Annotated in this window: 17 protein-coding genes; 10 read left to right on the top strand and 7 right to left on the bottom strand. The window is 56.4% G+C overall.

Annotation, left to right across the window (positions count from 1 at the left end; all coding sequences use genetic code 11):
* Positions 1–210 precede the first annotated feature (210 nt).
* The 5 genes from I9187_RS08900 to I9187_RS08880 form a co-directional block, all read right to left on the bottom strand.
* Positions 211–1,449: a Tm-1-like ATP-binding domain-containing protein gene (locus I9187_RS08900; RefSeq protein WP_171176597.1), complete on the bottom strand. Its 1,239-nt coding sequence runs from the start codon at positions 1,447–1,449 to the stop codon at positions 211–213.
* A gap of 25 nt (positions 1,450–1,474) precedes the next feature.
* On the bottom strand, positions 1,475–2,959 hold the full coding sequence (locus I9187_RS08895) for an aldehyde dehydrogenase family protein (protein ID WP_209940142.1): 1,485 nt from the start codon (positions 2,957–2,959) through the stop codon (positions 1,475–1,477).
* 6 nt (positions 2,960–2,965) lie between these two features.
* A complete protein-coding gene (locus I9187_RS08890) occupies positions 2,966–4,486 on the bottom strand; it encodes a tripartite tricarboxylate transporter permease (RefSeq protein ID WP_171176601.1) in 1,521 nt (506 codons plus the stop codon).
* Positions 4,487–4,493: 7 nt separating this feature from the next.
* Entirely contained in the window at positions 4,494–5,030 is a 537-nt protein-coding gene (locus I9187_RS08885) for a tripartite tricarboxylate transporter TctB family protein (RefSeq protein ID WP_171176603.1), read from the bottom strand.
* Between the two features lie 62 nt (positions 5,031–5,092).
* On the bottom strand, positions 5,093–6,022 hold the full coding sequence (locus I9187_RS08880; protein WP_171176605.1) for a tripartite tricarboxylate transporter substrate binding protein: 930 nt from the start codon (positions 6,020–6,022) through the stop codon (positions 5,093–5,095).
* A 108-nt stretch (positions 6,023–6,130) separates the two neighbouring features.
* Here I9187_RS08880 and I9187_RS08875 point away from each other — a divergent pair, with 108 nt between their 5' ends.
* Both I9187_RS08875 and I9187_RS08870 read left to right on the top strand, forming a co-directional pair.
* Positions 6,131–6,910, top strand: coding sequence for an IclR family transcriptional regulator (locus I9187_RS08875; RefSeq protein ID WP_171176607.1), 780 nt, complete (start codon positions 6,131–6,133; stop codon positions 6,908–6,910).
* Positions 6,911–6,944: 34 nt separating this feature from the next.
* Positions 6,945–8,297, top strand: coding sequence for an aminotransferase class III-fold pyridoxal phosphate-dependent enzyme (locus tag I9187_RS08870; RefSeq protein WP_209509387.1), 1,353 nt, complete (start codon positions 6,945–6,947; stop codon positions 8,295–8,297).
* A gap of 33 nt (positions 8,298–8,330) precedes the next feature.
* Here I9187_RS08870 and hpaR read toward each other — a convergent pair whose 3' ends face one another.
* Positions 8,331–8,771, bottom strand: a complete 441-nt coding sequence (hpaR, locus tag I9187_RS08865; RefSeq protein WP_171176611.1) for a homoprotocatechuate degradation operon regulator HpaR — start codon at positions 8,769–8,771, stop codon at positions 8,331–8,333.
* Positions 8,772–8,876: 105 nt separating this feature from the next.
* On the opposite strand from hpaR, the gene I9187_RS08860 reads away from it, so the two are divergent.
* The 8 genes from I9187_RS08860 to I9187_RS08825 all read left to right on the top strand — a co-directional run bounded on the left by I9187_RS08860 (position 8,877) and on the right by I9187_RS08825 (position 16,751).
* A complete protein-coding gene (locus tag I9187_RS08860; RefSeq protein ID WP_171176613.1) occupies positions 8,877–9,275 on the top strand; it encodes a 5-carboxymethyl-2-hydroxymuconate Delta-isomerase in 399 nt (132 codons plus the stop codon).
* A 3-nt stretch (positions 9,276–9,278) separates the two neighbouring features.
* Complete coding sequence (hpaE, locus tag I9187_RS08855; RefSeq protein ID WP_171176615.1) at positions 9,279–10,787, top strand: 5-carboxymethyl-2-hydroxymuconate semialdehyde dehydrogenase; 1,509 nt, start codon at positions 9,279–9,281, stop codon at positions 10,785–10,787.
* Between the two features lie 57 nt (positions 10,788–10,844).
* Positions 10,845–11,687, top strand: a complete 843-nt coding sequence (gene hpaD, locus I9187_RS08850) for a 3,4-dihydroxyphenylacetate 2,3-dioxygenase (RefSeq protein ID WP_171238023.1) — start codon at positions 10,845–10,847, stop codon at positions 11,685–11,687.
* Between the two features lie 109 nt (positions 11,688–11,796).
* A complete protein-coding gene (locus I9187_RS08845; RefSeq protein ID WP_171176619.1) occupies positions 11,797–13,194 on the top strand; it encodes a pyridoxal-dependent decarboxylase in 1,398 nt (465 codons plus the stop codon).
* A complete protein-coding gene (locus tag I9187_RS08840) occupies positions 13,191–14,045 on the top strand; it encodes a fumarylacetoacetate hydrolase family protein (RefSeq protein ID WP_171176621.1) in 855 nt (284 codons plus the stop codon). The genes I9187_RS08845 and I9187_RS08840 overlap by 4 nt, the downstream gene beginning before the upstream one ends.
* Positions 14,042–14,842 carry a 2-oxo-hept-4-ene-1,7-dioate hydratase gene (gene hpaH / locus I9187_RS08835; protein ID WP_171176623.1) on the top strand — a complete coding sequence of 267 codons (801 nt, stop codon included), beginning with the start codon at positions 14,042–14,044 and terminating at the stop codon, positions 14,840–14,842. Before I9187_RS08840 ends, hpaH begins: the two co-directional genes overlap by 4 nt.
* A gap of 11 nt (positions 14,843–14,853) precedes the next feature.
* The gene (locus I9187_RS08830; RefSeq protein ID WP_171176625.1) at positions 14,854–15,909 is read left to right on the top strand and encodes an aldolase/citrate lyase family protein; all 1,056 of its coding nucleotides are present in this window, start codon (positions 14,854–14,856) and stop codon (positions 15,907–15,909) included.
* A gap of 251 nt (positions 15,910–16,160) precedes the next feature.
* Positions 16,161–16,751 (top strand): hypothetical protein, encoded by a 591-nt coding sequence (locus I9187_RS08825; protein ID WP_171176626.1) that lies wholly within the window; start codon positions 16,161–16,163, stop codon positions 16,749–16,751.
* Positions 16,752–16,775: 24 nt separating this feature from the next.
* On the opposite strand, the gene I9187_RS08820 is transcribed toward I9187_RS08825, so the two are convergent.
* A complete protein-coding gene (locus I9187_RS08820) occupies positions 16,776–17,372 on the bottom strand; it encodes a TetR/AcrR family transcriptional regulator (protein WP_171176628.1) in 597 nt (198 codons plus the stop codon).
* Positions 17,373–17,375 lie beyond the last annotated feature (3 nt).

Below are 17,375 nucleotides of genomic sequence, written 5' to 3'. Positions count from 1 at the left end.
GGCCCTTCTTGATCGTGTTCGCCGCATAAGCGCGTCCTAGATAAGGTGTTTTCCCGCGCATCTTAGAAAGGGTCAAGTTTTAGCTCAATTCCATTATTAGCCGATTTTTGTGAATGAATTTCATGCAAAGTGGGCGTGTGCTTTAAGGGCCTGATCGCCAGCGAAACTGCATCAAACCAGTGGTCTAGGCACTTGCGTTGGTCGTGAAGGCTAAGGCGAGGATGTCACGATGCCACGTTCGACCCACTCATCGAAAAGCGCCAAAACGGCGTCGCAGAACGCCGTATCGTTGATATGGGCTTCCAGTTCAGTCATTGGCACCTGATCCGGCATCACTTGGCGAGCTTCGTCGATCATTTCCGCCAGGGCCTGTGGGTCATGCGCCTCTTCGCCTTTCTTGTCCCAGGCCTCGATGCCTTGCAGCGGCAAAAAGAAATGCACAGGCCCCTTGGCCGCGCCCAATCGATTGGCAAGTTCCCGAATCCAGGCACGCCGTTCGGCCCCGTTGAAGACCGAGCTTTTGATCAACCGGTTGTGTTCATGAAAAGGGCGATCGGCATAGTGTTCGGGGATGTCCTGCCAGCCCGCAAAATCCAGCAAGTCCAACGCGCCGGGGGCGACCATCTGCGGGATACCCATGCGCCCGGCATTGGTAACCCGGTCCTCACCGCTGGACACGACAGAACCCGCCATCAGGTTTCCGAATTCCTGCATGCAGAAATCCATCACACAGGCGAACGCGCCTTCGCTGGCCAGTTTTTCAAAGGCCATGCCGCCCATTCCTGTGGAATGGAACACGGCCACTTCAAAACCGCGCTCTTCCAGTGCTGGTTTGAGGGTCTTCATGTACCGAAGACAGGATGATCCCAGGCTGGTCATGCCAACCAGCGGCTTGCTGCGGTCCGGTACGATCGCAGCCTTTGCCGCGCCGACCACGGCTCCAGCCGCCTGACTGAGCGAAGATTGACAGATTGAATTCATGCCGTAGAGGCCGCCCGCCCAAAGGATCATCTGAATATCGGGTGCCAGCCGATGTGGTGGGATAAGCGGTGAGAAGCTGACGGTTGAGACGATGTATTTCGGCATACCCATCGGCAGCGCCTGCGCACAATCCAGCGCAAGGTCGGTGCCCATTGTGCCACCGGTGGCCAGCATCCCGTCAAACCGTCCGTCGGCATAGGCCCGCGCAACCACTTTAGCGGCCCCGGCAGACATGATGCGGAAGGCTTTGTTTTCGTCTCCCTGGGCGATGACCTCATCAATTGTCATGCCACCAGCCGCGGCCACGTCATGTTTTGAGATGTCAACTGGCGCAGAGGGGTCTCCCAGAACGGACACATCCATCGTCAACACATCGGCACCCTGCGTTTGAATTGCCTCTTCGATGAACCGCATTTCGGGTTCTTTGGTGTCATAGGTGCCGATCAACAGGATAGTCTTATTTGTCATTTGTGCCTCCCTTACCCCTCAGCGATCAGAGTTTGATCCAGGCGGTTTTCAGGTCGAAGTATTTTTCGATCGCGTGCAGCGACTTGTCGTGTCCGTTGCCGGATTGGCGCACGCCACCAAGGGGAACAGTCAGGTCTGCGCTACCATAGGTGTTCACATGGACAACCCCGGCACGAATGCCTGCGACCATGCGATGTGCGCGGCCCAAGTTCGAGGTCCAGACCCCACCAGCCAACCCGTAAACGGTCGCGTTTGCCAGACGGATCGCGTCTTCTTCGTCCTTGAAGGGCGTGACGGCCAGAACAGGGCCAAAGACTTCGTTTTGGAACAGCGTGTCAGTTTCTTTCACCCCGGCCATGACGGTCGGCGCCATGTAATAACCACCAGTCTCGGTCAGAATACGGGCGCCACCTGTGCGGCGCTCAGCGCCTTCCGCTTCGGCTTTGGTCACGAAATCCAGATTGGCCTGCAACTCGGACAGGCTGTGAACCGCGCCGATCTGGCTGTTCAGGTCCAACGGATCGCCAACGCGAAAGGCTGAGGCGTGGTGGGTGATTTCGGAGACGAAGTCCTCGTAAATTTCCTGTTGGACCAACAGGCGCGATCCGGCGACGCAGACCTGGCCCGAATTGCGGAATATACCAGCGGCTGAAACCTTGGCCGCTTCGGCAAGGTCCGGGGCATCGGCAAAGACGATGTTCGGCGATTTGCCCCCCAGTTCCAAATAACAACGCTTTAGGTTGGAGCGTGCGGAATATTCCAAAAGCCGCCTTCCTGTCGCGCCGGACCCGGTGAAGACAATTATGTCGATATCCATCGACAGCGCCAACGCTTCGCCCACAATTGGCCCGCGCCCCGTCACCACGTTGAACACGCCGTCTGGCACCCCGGCCTCAGCTGCCAGTTCGGCGATTTTCAACAGGCTGAGCGAAGCGCTTTCTGCGGGTTTCAAGACCACGGAGTTGCCTGCCGCCAACGCCGGGGCAATTTTCCAGCTACCGATCATCAAAGGGAAATTCCACGGCACAATCGCGCCGACAACGCCGACGGGTGCGTGATGTATCAGACCCAGAACGTCGTCGCCCGTGGGGGCGATCTGGCCGTACAGTTTGTCGATGGCTTCGGCATAATACCGGAACGTTGCCGCAGCCAAGAGCGCCTCGGCCTTATAGGCCATGTTGATCTCGGTCCCGTTGTCGCGAACACCCAGAACAGCAATCTCCAGCGCTTGGGATTCGATTAGATCAGCAAGCTTCAGCAGCACTTTCTTACGGCCCGCAGGGGCCATTCGTGACCAACGCCCATCTTCAAACGATACCCGCGCCGCACGTACGGCGGCGTCGACATCTGCGGCACTGCCTTCGGCGATCAGTGCCAGTGGCTGACCGTTGATCGGTGAATGAACTTGATGCTGGGCGCTGGTTTCGCTTTGCTGAAAGCGGCCGTTTATGAAATGTCCGCGCGGAGTGATTTCCTGAGTGCGCAGCGCGTCAATCGAGAACTGATCCATGAGGCGTTATCCTTGCTGAGTAGTGTCTTCGTCGAGAACCGGTTGCGGTTTGACGCGGTCTTTGTGTTCCTGGATCAGAGAGCGGATGTGCAAAAGAATGATCCCCAGGATCATCACAAACAGGATTGCCGCTATGGGCCGGTCGATGAAATCAAGCGGTGATTTCACCCGAGCCATGGCGCTGCGCAGTTTGACCTCCATGATCCCACCCAGAACCATACCCAAAATGATGGGCACGATCGGCAGGTTCAGGCGTTTCAGGATCAGGCCGAAAACACCGAACCCGGCAGCAATCGCGCAGTCCGTGATCGAGTTTCGCAGGCTGTACACGCCCACAAATGAAAGGGTCAGGATCATAATGCCCAGAAATCGGGTAGGGATCTGGATAATTTTCAGCAGCAGATTGGTTGAAAACAGTAAAAAGATCAGAACGACCACGTTCAGAAGGATCAACGCCATATACAGCGCCATGACAAAATCCATCTGTTCTGCAAACAGTTGAGGGCCTGGGATCACGTTGTGAACGTAGAAAACCGATAGCATCATCGCCGTCAGTGCCTCACCTGGAATACCCAGAGCCAAAAGCGGGATCATTGCAGCCCCCGGAACGGCGTTGTTGGCGGCCTCAGATGCCACCAGGCCTTCGGGTGATCCTTTGCCAAACGCATCGGGATTTTTCGAAGTCTTCTGAGCGTAGGTGTAAGACAGGAACTGGGACGTGAATTCGCCGGTGCCCGGCACCATACCCATGAGAACGCCCAGTGATGACGACACGGTGGCGATGCGCTTCAGGCCCAGAAGCTCTTTCAGGCCGGTAAATATATTGCCGCGAACATGTGCTTCGCCGGGGGCGTGTTCCTTGTCGACCAGCAAAAGCAGCGCCTGGCTGATGGCAAACAGGCCCAATACAACAACGATCAGATCGACGCCCGACGATAACCAGGTTTGGTCAAAGGTGAAACGTCGCGTGTATTTGACAGGCTCAAGCCCCACCGTGTTCAGAAAAATTCCGAAAAACGCCAGCATGGCGGCGGAAAAAGTCTGCCCGCGATGGGCCAGGATCACGAGTAAAATACCCATGAAAGCGGCCAGAAAAATCTCGCGACTGCCGAAATGCGGGGCAACCCAGGCCAGAACGGGCGAAAGGACGATCAGGCAAAGGATCGAGAAAATGCCACCAAAGAACGACGCTGAATAGGCCAGCGACAAGGCCCGATGGCCTTCGCCGCGTTTGGTCATGGGATAGCCGTCATAGGTGGTCAGGGCGTTCACGGCCGTGCCTGGGGTGTTGATCAGAATGGCCGGGATTGCGCCGCCATACATGGACGACCCGTAGATGCCCAGCAGAAGGGTTAGACCTACGATGGGTTCGAAAGCAAATGTAGCAGGCAGAAGGATCGCGATGGCCACGGCGGCGCCCACGCCGGGCAAGGCGCCAATGATAACGCCCCCGACAGAGCCGATAATCAGCGCCACCATGACTTGCCACTGGGCAAGAATTGCAAAGCCGGAAATCAGATCGTCCATTGCGGCCTCATAGATAGGTCAGCGCAAAGGCGCGCAGCCCGTCGGGCAGGTATTCATAAACGCGACCCGCGGGGATGTTCACCTGCAGCAGCGCCCGAAAGACGATTGCGACCACCGCGCCGAAGATGAGTGCAATGCAAAAGGCCCCGGGCAAGCGAAACCCTAGGCGGACCGTCAAAAGGGCGGCGAACAGCATGGTGGAGGGCAGGTACCCAAGCCATGGAACAGCAACAACGTAAATCAGAAAATAGACAACATATTCGAGCGATTTCAGCCAAAACGTGATCTCTCGCAAACGGCCTGGAATACGTGGTGACAGGAATGAGCTCAGCAAATGCAGACCGCTGAACACAACCATGCCCCAGATCGCGATAGTTGGCCACAAAGCAGGCTGCGCAAACCACTTTGTCCGTTTGACGACCTGAGTTTCGCTTCCAAGCTGGCTGAGAAGGAACAGCGAGAACACAAAGAACATAGTGGCAAACACGATGTCCCCGGGGCGTCGATAGCGCCGGAACATGTCTTGCAAGGTCTTTGCAATCATCGTGGCCTCCTGTTGGATGGAAATAGGCCCGGCAGTGTTAAATGTGCCGGGCCCGTTCCGGTTTATTCGCCCAGGATCTCTTCGATCTTGGCGAACGAGGCTTTGTCCTGCTCGATCTGAGCGTTGGAGGCATCCGGATCCTGCCAATAAATCAGGGCACCGGTTTCCTCGGCCAATTGTTTTGCCTTGTCAGAACTCAGCGCCTTTTGAGCCGCCGCCGAAATCTTTTCGCGGGCGTCCGCTGGGGTGTCCTTGTGGACAAACAATCCGTTCCACAGGGCCAAAGGCAGATCCGGGTTTAGTTCCACGACTGTTGGTGTATCGGGCACCAGCGAAATCCGCTCGCCGCCGATGCTGGCAAGGACGTTCACCTGATCCAGACAGGGCAGGATAAGCTGAAGGGTGGTGTTGATCACGTCGACGTCGCCCGATGCCAAAGTGTTGCAGTCCAGCGCATCAAACGCCGCTTCGCTGGCAAAATCGAACCCGCTGCTGACGGCTGCGGCAAAGGTCACCTGGGTCGGTGGTAAAACGGAACCGAAATGGCCAAGTGCGACGTCGTTTTCCTTGCCGTGTTCCGCCAACTCCTCCCAGCTTGAGAAAGGCGCATCCTTGCTGGCTGCGATCACGAAGGGATAGGTCAGGAAGATCCCGATGGGATCAAACGGGTTGGGGTTGAGTTCGGGGATGCCGATTTCGGGACCAATGACCGGCACGCCGATGACAAAAGACCCGATGGTGTAGCCGTCCGCAGGGGCGGTTGCCACCTCGACGGCACCCGGGAACGGACCACCGCCACCACCGGGTTTGTTCACGACAGCGGCTGGAACGCCGTACATGGCTTGAAATTCATCGGCGATCATTCGCGTCAGAACATCTTCCAGATCGCCCGGAGGCCACGGCACCACAAAGCTGACCGGCTTTTCGGGGTACTCGGCCAGTGCAGCGGTAGCTGATGCCACTAAAGCCGCAGCAGTAAGAAATTTCTTCATTGACTCCTCCCATACATGGTTCATTATTTGATCCGCGTTAACAATAATTATGTTGCTTTGTTAAGTTAGTTCTGTCAAGTATTCCCTGAGTAAGAGGAAGTGAAACAAATGGGCACAGCCCTTAATGCCTTAAAAATGCTGGATTACTTTTCAAGCGCGCGACCGGAAATCGGGCTGAGTCACTTTGCGCGACTGTCCGGATTGAACAAGGCAACCGCGCTGCGCCACCTGCGTGCGCTTGAGGAATACGGTCTGATCGAACAGAATCCTATGACCAAGTCCTATGCTATCGGACCGGCGGCCTTGCGCCTGGCAGCGCTGCGTGAAATCGCGCGGCCAGGCATCGAAAGTGCGCGCCAGAAAATGCAAATGGCGATGCAACGCGTTGGGGAAAGTCTGCATCTGTCACTGTTGGAAAAGACCGGGCTGCAAACCGCATTGGTGGTTGAAACAACGCGGCACAGCGTGCGCGTCAGCCTTGACCCCAGTGAGATCCTGCCGATCAATGCAACGGCCTCGGGTCTTTGTATGCTCAGTTTTGGCCCACCCAGTCTGATGGAAGATTTGGATCACAAAGAGCAGGCGCGCTTCACGGACGCCACGCTCATTGATCCTGAAATCATCAAAGAACGGGTTGCGCGGATCAGCGCCTTAGGCTGGGCCAACAGCAACGGCAGCTATGAAGAGGGCGTCTTTGGGTACGCCGCGCCGATTTTTGGCATTGATCAAGTCGCTCTGGGGACCATTGCAATTGCTGTGCCTGAAGGTCGCGCCACCGACGACCGCCTGCCATCCATTCTGTCTGCATTGCACAATCTTTCGACGGACCTGACCGCAGATTTTGGCGGTCAGTTGCCCGACACCTTTCCAACCGAATTCCACCCGTGACCCAGGGTAAGCGATACTTCCGGAGGCCCGCACCATGAAAGACTCGAACTTTCTGAAGGAAAACAACGCCCGTTATTTCTGGCACCCGATGGCACATCCTGCCGACAGTCAAAAGAACCCGCCGACCATTTTGAATGGCGGTGAAGGTGTAAGCATTATCGATGTTGATGGTCACAAAGCGCTGGATGCCGTGGGGGGGCTGTGGAACGTCAATTTGGGCTATTCCTGCGAACCGGTGAAACAGGCCATTGCCGATCAATTGAACGCGTTGCCCTATTACTCGACCTTTCGCGGAACCAGCAATGACAAAGCCATTGAGCTGTCTTATGAGCTGGCGCAGTTTTTCGCACCTGACGGTTTGACCCGCGCGTTCTTTACGTCGGGTGGATCGGACTCTGTCGAAATTGCGCTGAAGCTTGCACGGCAATATCACAAGGTGAGGGGCGATGCCGGTCGCACCAAGTTCATCAGCCTTAAGCAGGGCTATCACGGCACACATTTCGCGGCTGCATCCGTCAACGGCAATCAAAAGTTTCGCGCGGTCTATGAGCCGATGATGCCGGGTTGTTTCCACGTGCCCGCACCCTGGACCTATCGCAACCCGTTTGATGAGGCGGACCCCGAGCGTCTGGCGCAACTTTGCGTCAATGCGTTGGAGGCCGAGATCGCCTTTCAAGGGGCGAACACGGTTGCGGCGTTTATCATGGAGCCGGTTCTGGGGGCAGGGGGTGTGATCCCACCGCACAAAAGCTTCATGCCCATGGTGCGTGAGGTGTGTGCCAAACACGGTATTCTTTTGATCTCTGACGAAATCATTACCGCATTTGGTCGAACTGGCAGCGAAAGCGGCGCGCGACATTGGGGCGTTCAGCCGGACATCATGACAACAGCAAAAGCGATCACCAACGGGTACTTTCCGTTCGGCGCGGCAATGATTTCGGGCTCTGTCGCTGAAGTCTTCGAAAAGGACACTACGGGGCTGGCATCGGTCGATCAGGGCTACACCTACTCCGGTCATCCGGTTGGGGCAGCGGCGGCACTGGCTGCTCTGTCCGAGATCAACCGGCTGCGGGTTTGGGAAAACGCCGCAGCGCGAGGGGGTGAATTATTCGCCGGGTTGCGGAAGCTGGCCGAGAAACACGACGCGATCGGCGACGTACGCGGTGGCGAGGGATTAATGTGCGCGTTGGAACTGGTTTCCGATCGGGCGACCAAAGCTCCCATCGCTAAGCACCTGCTGTTGCAGGTTCAAAAAGCGGCTTACGAAGATGGCGTGATGGTACGAGTATCCGGAAACAACATCATTCTGTCGCCCCCGCTGGTTATCACCTCAGACGATGTGTCCAAGATTTTGTCAGCGTTGGATACTGGTCTGTCGACTCTTTGAGCTTTAGGTCTGCCCTGTCGACTGAAGGCAGGGTCAGACTTTAACCGCCTGCAATTCCTCTAGCAGGTCCAGCAATTGGTCCAGCTTTTCACGACCCATCTGAGCCTCGATATTGCTGGAAATCGCAAGTGACGTGGCCAGGTTTTCCCTAAGGATCGACCGGCCTGCATCCGTGATCGTGACCATGGTACGGCGCTTGTCGTCACTGTCCTGGCGGCGGGTGATCTGGGCATCAGCCTCCATTGTGCGCAAGATGCGGGTCACGCTTGGAAGCAGCAGACAAGCCTCGTGCGCAATAGTGCTTTGCTCCACTTCGCCCAGCTCATCCAGGACGCGCAAGATGCGCCATTTCTGTTCGGTTATCTGGATGCCTTGCAGCATATCCCGGATCGGGGCCATGACGGTTTCACGGGCACGCAGCAGCGCGATAGGAAGGGATCGGGCGGTGCTTTTGGTATGGCTTTGAGTGGTCATGCGGTCTTCTAGAGCGGTGGTTCGGAAATTGCAAAGATTAACAAAGCAATCTCTTGACGTGAGGCTGGCAAAAAACTAAACATGTTAAGTAATAGAGGAGGAATCATGCCACATTTCCACGTCGAATATTCCGGGAACCTGGAAGGCAAGATCGACATGGGTGGCCTGTGCGAATGCATAAGGGCAACAGCTGCCGAGATCGACACCTTTCCGATGCCGGGCATTCGCGTGCGCGCAACGCGCGTGGACCACTATGCCATTGCGGATGGAAATCCGGGCCATGGGTTTGTTGATATCTCGATCCGCCTGCGTGCAGGGAGGTCGGAAGACGTCAAGCAGGACGCGACGCGGCGTATATTTGACGCGGTCAAAGCCTATCTGGCGCCGGCTCTTTCGCAGCATTCCATCGCTCTGTCGCTTGAGATGCGCGACATTGACCCAAAGCTTTCGCCCAAGACCGGCACGATCCGCGACCATCTGGCCGCGACTTCGCAGGAGACCTGAAATATGAGTGCGCTGGATACGAATATTGAAAAACTGACGAGCTTTCTGGCCCGGTTCAAGGAAGCCGGCATTCTCAATCGTATCGCTGGCGAAGACCGGGACGGGTCTGGCGGTGTGTTCCAATCCACTTCGCCTGTCGACAAATCTGTGATCTGCGACGTTGCACATGGCACGGCTGATGATATTGATGCGGCGGCCAAGGCCGCCCATGCCGCGTTTGCTGAATGGCGCGACATGTCTGCCACCGAACGCCGCCGCATCTTGTTGCGCGTTGCTGATGCCATCGAAGCGCGGGCCGAGGAAATCGCGCTGTGTGAATGCTGGGACACGGGCCAGACTCTTCGCTTCATGTCCAAGGCCGCGTTGCGCGGGGCAGAGAATTTTCGGTATTTTGCAGATCAGGTGGTTCAGGCGCGCGACGGGCAACATCTGAAATCCCCGACGCTGATGAACGTCACCACGCGCGTTCCAATTGGCCCGGTCGGTGTGATTACCCCATGGAACACACCGTTCATGCTGTCGACCTGGAAAATCGCACCAGCATTGGCTGCGGGCTGCACGGTGGTTCACAAGCCTGCTGAAGACTCTCCGCTGACGGCCCGCCTGCTGGTGGAGATCGCCGAAGAGGCCGGGCTGCCCAAAGGCGTGCTGAACACGGTAAATGGGTTTGGCCCTGATGCAGGCAAAGCTTTGTGCGAACATAAGCTGATCAAGGCGATTGCGTTTGTCGGCGAAAGCCGCACCGGCAGTCTGATCGTCAAGCAAGGCGCGGACACGCACAAGCGCAACCATCTGGAGTTGGGCGGAAAAAACCCTGTGATCGTGTTCGATGACGCCGATCTGGATCGCGCGCTGGATGCGGTGATCTTCATGATCTATTCGATCAATGGCGAGCGCTGCACCTCATCTTCGCGGTTGCTGGTGCAGGATACGATCAAAGAAGAGTTCGAGGCAAAGCTGGTCCAACGTGTGAACAACATCAAGGTGGGCCACCCGTTGGACCCGGCGACCGAGATTGGGCCATTGGTGACCGAGGAGCATTACAACAAAGTCACCAGCTACTTCGACATCGCCAAAAAGGACGGTGCAACCGTCGCTGCCGGTGGGGTCAAGGTGGGCAATGAAGGCTACTTTATCCGTCCGACCTTGTTCACCAACGCCACCAACCAGATGCGCATCGCGCGCGAGGAGATCTTTGGCCCTGTTCTGACCTCGATCCCCTTCGCAACCGAGGACGAGGCGCTTCAGATTGCCAACGACACGCCCTATGGTTTGACGGGTTATGTCTGGACCAATGACCTGACCCGTGCCTTGCGCTTTACAGACAAGCTGGAGGCTGGGATGATTTGGGTGAATTCAGAAAACGTGCGTCACCTGCCTACGCCCTTTGGCGGGGTCAAAGCGTCTGGAATCGGGCGCGACGGCGGGGATTGGAGCTTTGAGTTCTATATGGAACAAAAGCACATCGGTTTCGCAACCGGTCAGCACAAGATCATGCAATTGGGGAAATAATCGCCTCAGGTGGTTCCCCCGAACTGGGACCACCAGAACGCATTAGGAGGAACCGTCATGGGAAAGATCGTACAGGCCGCGAAAATAACGCATGTACCCAGCATCTGGATGTCCCACACGATGCCGAAATACAAAGGTATCCGGCAATCTGCCATTGATGGGTATGCCCGCCTGCGTCAGGACGCGATAGACCGCGAAGTCGAGACCTTCATTGTGTTCGATACCCATTGGATCACCAATCAGGGCTTTCACCTGAACACAAAAGAGCATCACACAGGTCGCTTCATCAGCCACGAGCTGCCGCATATGTTGGCTGATATGGAGTTCGACTATCGCGGCGATCATGAGTTGGGGGAAACGATCCTTGATGTGCTGCGCGAGCGTGGAGAGCGTGCTCTGGGTCATTCGCACCCGGATATGGGTATGGAATACGGAACCCTGTTGCCCATGCATTTCATCAACGAAGGGGTGAATGCGCGGGTCTTGCCTGTGGCTGTCAATCAATTCTCATCGATTGCGGAAAACCGGGTTTGGGGTGAGGCCATTGCCGAAGGCATCCGGCGTTCTGACCGCAATGTGTCTGTTCTGGCATCAGGGTCTCTCAGCCATGATTTCACCCCGAATGAACGATCGGTCGAGGGGCTGAACGCGGTGAATGGCGAGTTCAACCGCCAGATGGACATGCGCGTGTTGGAATTATGGGAACAGGGCCGTTTTGAAGAGTTCCTTGAAATGCTGCCTGACTACGCCAAGAAATGCACCGGAGAATGTGCCATGAACGACACCGCCCTGCTGTTCGGAGCGCTGGGTTGGGGTAGCTACAAGGGCAAAATCGACATCTATACCCCATATTTCGGCAGTTCCGGCACCGGTCAGGCGAATGTCAGTTTCTCGGTCTGACATCGGACAATCGGAACTGTTTTATAACATAGAAAATTCGTTCGTTGTGGTGCTGCATCTTGCGGGGACCGGGCGGGCTGATCTTTCAGCGACAACAAAAGGTTAACGCATGGATTGGGACACGTTTTCGCATTGGGGTCAGTACATTTCAAAATGGGCGGCCGATTACCATAAGACACTTGCGGAACGCCCCGTGCGCGCGCAGACCGCACCGGGGGAAATTGCAGCCCAGCTTGTGGCAACCCCACCCGAGGCGGGTGAACCGATGGATGCCATCATGGCCGATTTTGAACGGATCGTGATGCCAGGTATCACCCATTGGCAACACCCACGCTTCTTTGCCTATTTTCCAGCCAATGCTGCTCCTCCGTCGATGCTGGCCGAGATGCTGGTGACAACAATCGCGGCGCAATGCATGTTGTGGCAAACCTCGCCCGCCGCGACTGAAGTCGAGGGCGTCATGGTTGACTGGTTGCGGCAGTCACTTGGACTGCCCGAAGGTATGACCGGAGTTATTCAGGACAGCGCCTCATCCGCCACGTTATCGGCGGTTCTGACCATGCGGGAACGGGCCACGGGCTTTACCGGCAACCGCGAAGGTTTGAACACCAAGGGCGCGCTGCGGATCTATTGCTCGGATCAAGTGCATTCGTCCATCGACAGGGCCTGCTGGGTCGCGGGGATTGGACAGGACAATCTGGTCAAGCTGCCGACCTTGGGTTCCAACTTTGCGATTGATGCCTCTGCACTTGAAGCCGCCATTCAAAGCGATATCGCAGCCGGTCATGTTCCGGCCGGTATTATTGCGATCACAGGTGGAACCGGTGTTGGGGCCTGTGATGACTTGGTGGCCGTGGCGGATATCGCGCAAAAACACGACCTTTACACCCATCTCGACGCAGCTTGGGCCGGATCAGCCATGATCTGCCCCGAATTTCGCGAAGCCCTTTGGAGGGGTGCTGACCGCTATGACAGCATTGTCTTCAACCCGCATAAATGGATGGGCGCGCAATTCGATTGCGCCATCCAGTTCTTGCGGGATGCAGCACCACAGCTCAACACGCTGAAGATCGAGCCGGAATACCTCAAGACAACCGGAGCAGAGGTGACGAATTACTCGGAGTGGACGATCCCTCTGGGGCGCAGGTTCCGGGCGTTAAAGATCTGGTTTCTGTTGCGCTCATACGGATTGGAAGGACTGCGCGAACGCATCCGCAATCATGTGACTTGGGCACAGGAGCTCGCTGATCGGATCGGAGCGATGGAAGGGTTCGAAATCACGACCGGCCCGATCTTAAGCCTGTTTTCGTTCCGGTGTCCGGGAGACGATGCAATGCAGCAGCGTTTAGTCGACGCGTTGAACGATGATGGGCGGATTTATCTCACCCAAGGCATGTTCAAAGGCCGCAAGATCATCCGCTTTCAGGTTGGGCAGTTCGATACCTCTCGGGACGACGTGATGTTAGCAGCCGACGTGATTCGTGACGTGTGGGAGACACTTGAATGAAGTTTGGAACTTTCTTAGCGGGTGAGGAACGGTTTTTCGGAGCAATCACTGACGACGGTGCAATAGCACTGAACCAAGTGTTCCCGGACCATGACAGCCTGTACGAGGTGATCGCCGACGGGGCGTTCGATCGACTGGCAAAAGCTGCCGAGGGCAAACCTGTCACCCACACTGAGTTCACCTATGACATGGTAATGCCGGATGCGCGCCGTATCCTGTGTGTCGGCGTGAACTTCCCTGACCGGAATGCAGAATACAAGGACGGCAGCGAACAGCCCAAGTACATGTCGCTTTTTCCGCGCTTTGCCAGTGGGTTCACCGGCCATGACCGCCCGCTGATCCGACCGCCTGAAAACCATACGTTGGACTACGAAGGCGAGGTGGCCATCGTGATAGGAAAGGCTGGTCGCCGCATTTCGCAGGAGGACGCTTATGATCACATCGCCGCGCTGACCTTGTGCAATGAAGGCACCATTCGCGACTGGGTGCGGCACGCAAAGTTCAATGTCACGCAAGGCAAGAACTGGGACAAGTCGGGGGCCATTGGCCCATGGCTGGTGCCGTTTACGGACGCGGCCCAACTGGATGATGCCCGCATCCAAACTCGCGTGAACGGTGAGCTTCGGCAGGACGACACGCTGAACCGCATGATGTTCCCGATCCGGCGCGAGATTGAATACATCTCGACCTTTATGACGCTTCAGCCGGGCGACATTGTTGTCACTGGTACACCAACCGGGGCAGGGGCACGGTTCGACCCGCCGAAGTACCTGATGCCCGGAGATGTTGTCGAGGTGTCCGTCGAAGGTATCGGAACCCTGCGCAACACGGTGGAGGACGAACAGGTATGACGCCCGAAGACCACGCCCGAGCCGCCGCCGAACTGCTGCAGGCCGAACGCCGGCGCAAACAGATCGGCCTGCTTAGTCTGTGCCACCCCGAGATGGGTATGGATGATGCCTATGAGATTCAGAACGCCATCTATCGCCAGAAACTGGCCGAAGGGCGCAAGGTGATCGGGTGGAAGATCGGGCTGACTTCGAAGGCGATGCAATATGCCTTGAACATCGACATTCCCGACAGTGGAATTTTGTTTGACGACATGGCGTTCGACAATGGCGCGACCGTTCCGGCAGGCCGTTTCATTCAGCCCCGGATTGAGGCCGAGATCGCCTTTGTTATGAAGTCCGCCGTTGGCGGCGAAAACGTATCTCGCGACGATATTATCGCCGCTACGGACTATGTCGCCCCTGCACTGGAAATTCTGGATACTCGTATTCAAAGAGTGGACCCTGAAACCGGCAAAGCGCGCACGGTCTTTGACACGATCAGCGACAATGCCGCCAATGCAGGCATCGTTTTGGGTGCAGAGCGTCATTCTATGGATGCTCTTGATCTGCGCTGGGTTGGGGCGATTGCTTTCCGCAATAGCGAGATTGAGGAAACCGGATTAGGTGCTGGTGTGTTGAACGACCCTGTCGAAAGTGTGGTTTGGTTGGCACGTCGGATGGCGCAATACGGTCAGAGCATCGAGCCGGGGCAGATCATTTTGTCCGGCAGTTTCATCCGCCCCGTCGAATGCCCCTCGGGCACCAAAATTCACGCGGATTTCGGGCCGTTTGGCTCAGTCGATATCAATTTCGCCTGAAAGGAAAACTAATGCCTGCGCCACAAAATGCATTCAAGGCTGCGCTGACGGCCGGCTCTCCGCAGATCGGATGTTGGGTTGGTTTGGCCAATGCCTATGCGGCCGAGATCGCTGCCACAGCGCAGTTCGATTGGTTGCTGGTCGATGGCGAACACGCGCCTAACGATCTGCAATCGATCCTGGAGCAGGTGCGCGTGATTGAGGGGTCCGGCAGTGTGCCGGTCGCACGCCTGCCGATTGGCGAAACCTGGATGATCAAGCAATATCTCGACGCAGGAGTGCAGAATATTCTGGTGCCGATGGTCGAAAGCGGCGATCAGGCGCGCGAACTGGTCCGGGCCGTGCAATATCCGCCGCATGGCGTTCGTGGGGTTGGATCATCGCTGGCGCGGGCGTCACGCTTCGCTGCGATACCCGATTATTTGAAATCCGCCGACGAACAGATTTGCCTGCTTGTGCAGGTCGAGAGCAACAAGGGCATGGACGCGCTGGACGATGTTCTGGCGACTGATGTGGACGGTGTGTTTATCGGTCCCGCCGACCTCGCCGCTGACATGGGCCATCTAGGGGATGCGAACCACCCTGAGGTGGTTGCCGCAGTGCTGGATGCAATCCGCCGCATCGTGGCAGCAGGTAAAGCGGCCGGGATTTTGACGCTGGATCCAGACCTTCAACGTAAGTGTCTGGATCTCGGCGCGACGTTTGTGGCCACCAACATTGACGTGACCTTGTTTGCCAAATCAATCCGGTCTGCCGCTGTCGCGGGTCTGAGCCTGTTGCCTGATCAGACCGCAACAGGCATTGCGCAAACGAGCGCGGCCTCAAAATACCTGCAGCAGCTCTGCAAACATTGGTCGCACAAGGCCGAGGTCTCCTTTGATGGAACGCAGGGCAGCGCGTCTTTCCCTGACGGCGATCGGGTGACATTGACAGCAGATGCAACCACTTTGACGGTGACCGCCACAACCGGCCCGCGTGGCGATTTGCGTCGTTGGCAAAAGGTGATCGAGGCGCATTTGACCCGCTTTGCCTTTCGAGAAGAACTGAGCATCGATTGGACCGCTTGAAGTTTTCGATGCGGTGGCTCTAACTTCCGAAGTTGCACGTTGATTGAGTCGTAGGTTCGATGCTGAAGGTTGTTGTCCATCAGGGGTTTCACAAAACCGGAACCAGAACCCTGCAAACGATGCTGTACAGGAACCGTTTCCGGTTAAAGACCCGAGTCAATGCTTTAGTGCCACGGAATTTGAAAGACGCTGGCGTTGCCGCGCGCCGTTTTTCAGTGGTATCGGAAGAAAGAACGCTTGAAAAATTTCGCATGAAATTCCGTCAGGTTCTGCTGTCGTTGGATGGCCACTCTGACTTGCCGTTGCTGATCAGCAGCGAAGAGTTTGCAGGCATGATCCCGGGACGCAAGGGTGTGTGGTCCTATGCCCAAACGCACATCCTTGCCGAAGTTATCTGTGAGGAAATCAACAGACTCACAGACAACAAGGCGCGGATCACATTCTTTTACACGACCAGAGATACTACTGATTGGATCAAAAGCGTGTATTGGCAGAACATTCGCGGAAACAGAATACAAGAAGACCTGTGCGAATACACTGAACTGCTGAACCCGGGCGCGGACCTTGATGGCGTGGTGGCTCGGGTCGCCGAGCATATGTCTTCACGAGCTGACGTTATCTCTCTGAACACCTCGGGTCTGAGCGATCGTTTGTTTCCCGTCACCAAGGTGCTTTCGATTTTGAATGTACGGTCGGATGATCTGACACCCGTCCGCAACCTGAATGTTCAACCGGTTGGGGCCTCAGAACATTTCTTAGAACTGAACCGATCAGACATGACGGACGAGGATGTCATGATCGCAAAGCAAGCCTATCTGGATAGGTCTAAAGCCGCGACATAACGTTTTGTGTGCAGCGTTGTGCGCCTAAAGCTTTTGCACGCCATGCACTGTCAGCGTGCTGACCAGATCGGCATAGTCTTCGCGGGCTTTGGGGCCCGCGCCGGTATTCCACATATAATACCAGTTCAGCATCCCGAAGACCGACATCGTGGCACCGCGCAACTTGTCTTTGGCATCGTCGAAAGCTTCGGGAGACAACTCTTTGAGGATGTCGCGCACAAAATTCACCAAATCAAGCTGATAGCCCCGCAGGAGTTTCTGCTGCTCGTCTGTCAGCGCGCTCATGCCGCTGATCTGTACGCGGTGCTCGTCATCTGCGCCCTGATAAGCAAACAGGATTTCGCGCACCGCTGTGCGCAGCTTCTGCTCGGGGTTCAAACCGCTAAGATCCACGTTACAGATCCGATCCCTTAACTCGCGCAGGTATGTTTCAAGGATGTCATACAGGATGGCATCCTTGCTGTCGTAGTAGTGATAGATGTTGGCCTTCGAGATCCCGCATTCTTTGGCCAGCAATGTCATCGATGCGCGATCAAACCCCTGATCGGCAAACACTTTGGCCGCCATTTTCAGGATCTGCTCCCGCTTTTGGTCGTGGTCTTTGGCGATTGTTCGGGCCACGGT

The sequence above is a fragment of the Ruegeria sp. HKCCE4148 genome (assembly GCF_017872495.1).
Taxonomy (GTDB): Bacteria; Pseudomonadota; Alphaproteobacteria; order Rhodobacterales; family Rhodobacteraceae; genus Ruegeria.
This window is presented reverse-complemented; position numbering and strand designations above follow the sequence as displayed.

Bases quoted from the DNA above. Each gene is read 5' to 3' on its own strand.
- I9187_RS08900 (WP_171176597.1), bottom strand. From the start codon at position 1,449: ATGACAAATAAGACTATCCTGTTGATCGGCACCTATGACACCAAAGAA.
- I9187_RS08845 (WP_171176619.1), top strand. From the start codon at position 11,797: ATGGATTGGGACACGTTTTCGCATTGGGGTCAGTACATTTCAAAATGG.
- I9187_RS08840 (WP_171176621.1), top strand. From the start codon at position 13,191: ATGAAGTTTGGAACTTTCTTAGCGGGTGAGGAACGGTTTTTCGGAGCA.
- I9187_RS08860 (WP_171176613.1), top strand. From the start codon at position 8,877: ATGCCACATTTCCACGTCGAATATTCCGGGAACCTGGAAGGCAAGATC.
- hpaR (WP_171176611.1), bottom strand. From the start codon at position 8,771: ATGACCACTCAAAGCCATACCAAAAGCACCGCCCGATCCCTTCCTATC.
- hpaE (WP_171176615.1), top strand. From the start codon at position 9,279: ATGAGTGCGCTGGATACGAATATTGAAAAACTGACGAGCTTTCTGGCC.
- I9187_RS08885 (WP_171176603.1), bottom strand. From the start codon at position 5,030: ATGATTGCAAAGACCTTGCAAGACATGTTCCGGCGCTATCGACGCCCC.
- I9187_RS08875 (WP_171176607.1), top strand. From the start codon at position 6,131: ATGGGCACAGCCCTTAATGCCTTAAAAATGCTGGATTACTTTTCAAGC.
- I9187_RS08880 (WP_171176605.1), bottom strand. From the start codon at position 6,022: ATGAAGAAATTTCTTACTGCTGCGGCTTTAGTGGCATCAGCTACCGCT.
- I9187_RS08830 (WP_171176625.1), top strand. From the start codon at position 14,854: ATGCCTGCGCCACAAAATGCATTCAAGGCTGCGCTGACGGCCGGCTCT.
- I9187_RS08895 (WP_209940142.1), bottom strand. From the start codon at position 2,959: ATGGATCAGTTCTCGATTGACGCGCTGCGCACTCAGGAAATCACTCCG.
- hpaD (WP_171238023.1), top strand. From the start codon at position 10,845: ATGGGAAAGATCGTACAGGCCGCGAAAATAACGCATGTACCCAGCATC.
- I9187_RS08825 (WP_171176626.1), top strand. From the start codon at position 16,161: ATGAAATTCCGTCAGGTTCTGCTGTCGTTGGATGGCCACTCTGACTTG.
- I9187_RS08870 (WP_209509387.1), top strand. From the start codon at position 6,945: ATGAAAGACTCGAACTTTCTGAAGGAAAACAACGCCCGTTATTTCTGG.
- I9187_RS08890 (WP_171176601.1), bottom strand. From the start codon at position 4,486: ATGGACGATCTGATTTCCGGCTTTGCAATTCTTGCCCAGTGGCAAGTC.
- hpaH (WP_171176623.1), top strand. From the start codon at position 14,042: ATGACGCCCGAAGACCACGCCCGAGCCGCCGCCGAACTGCTGCAGGCC.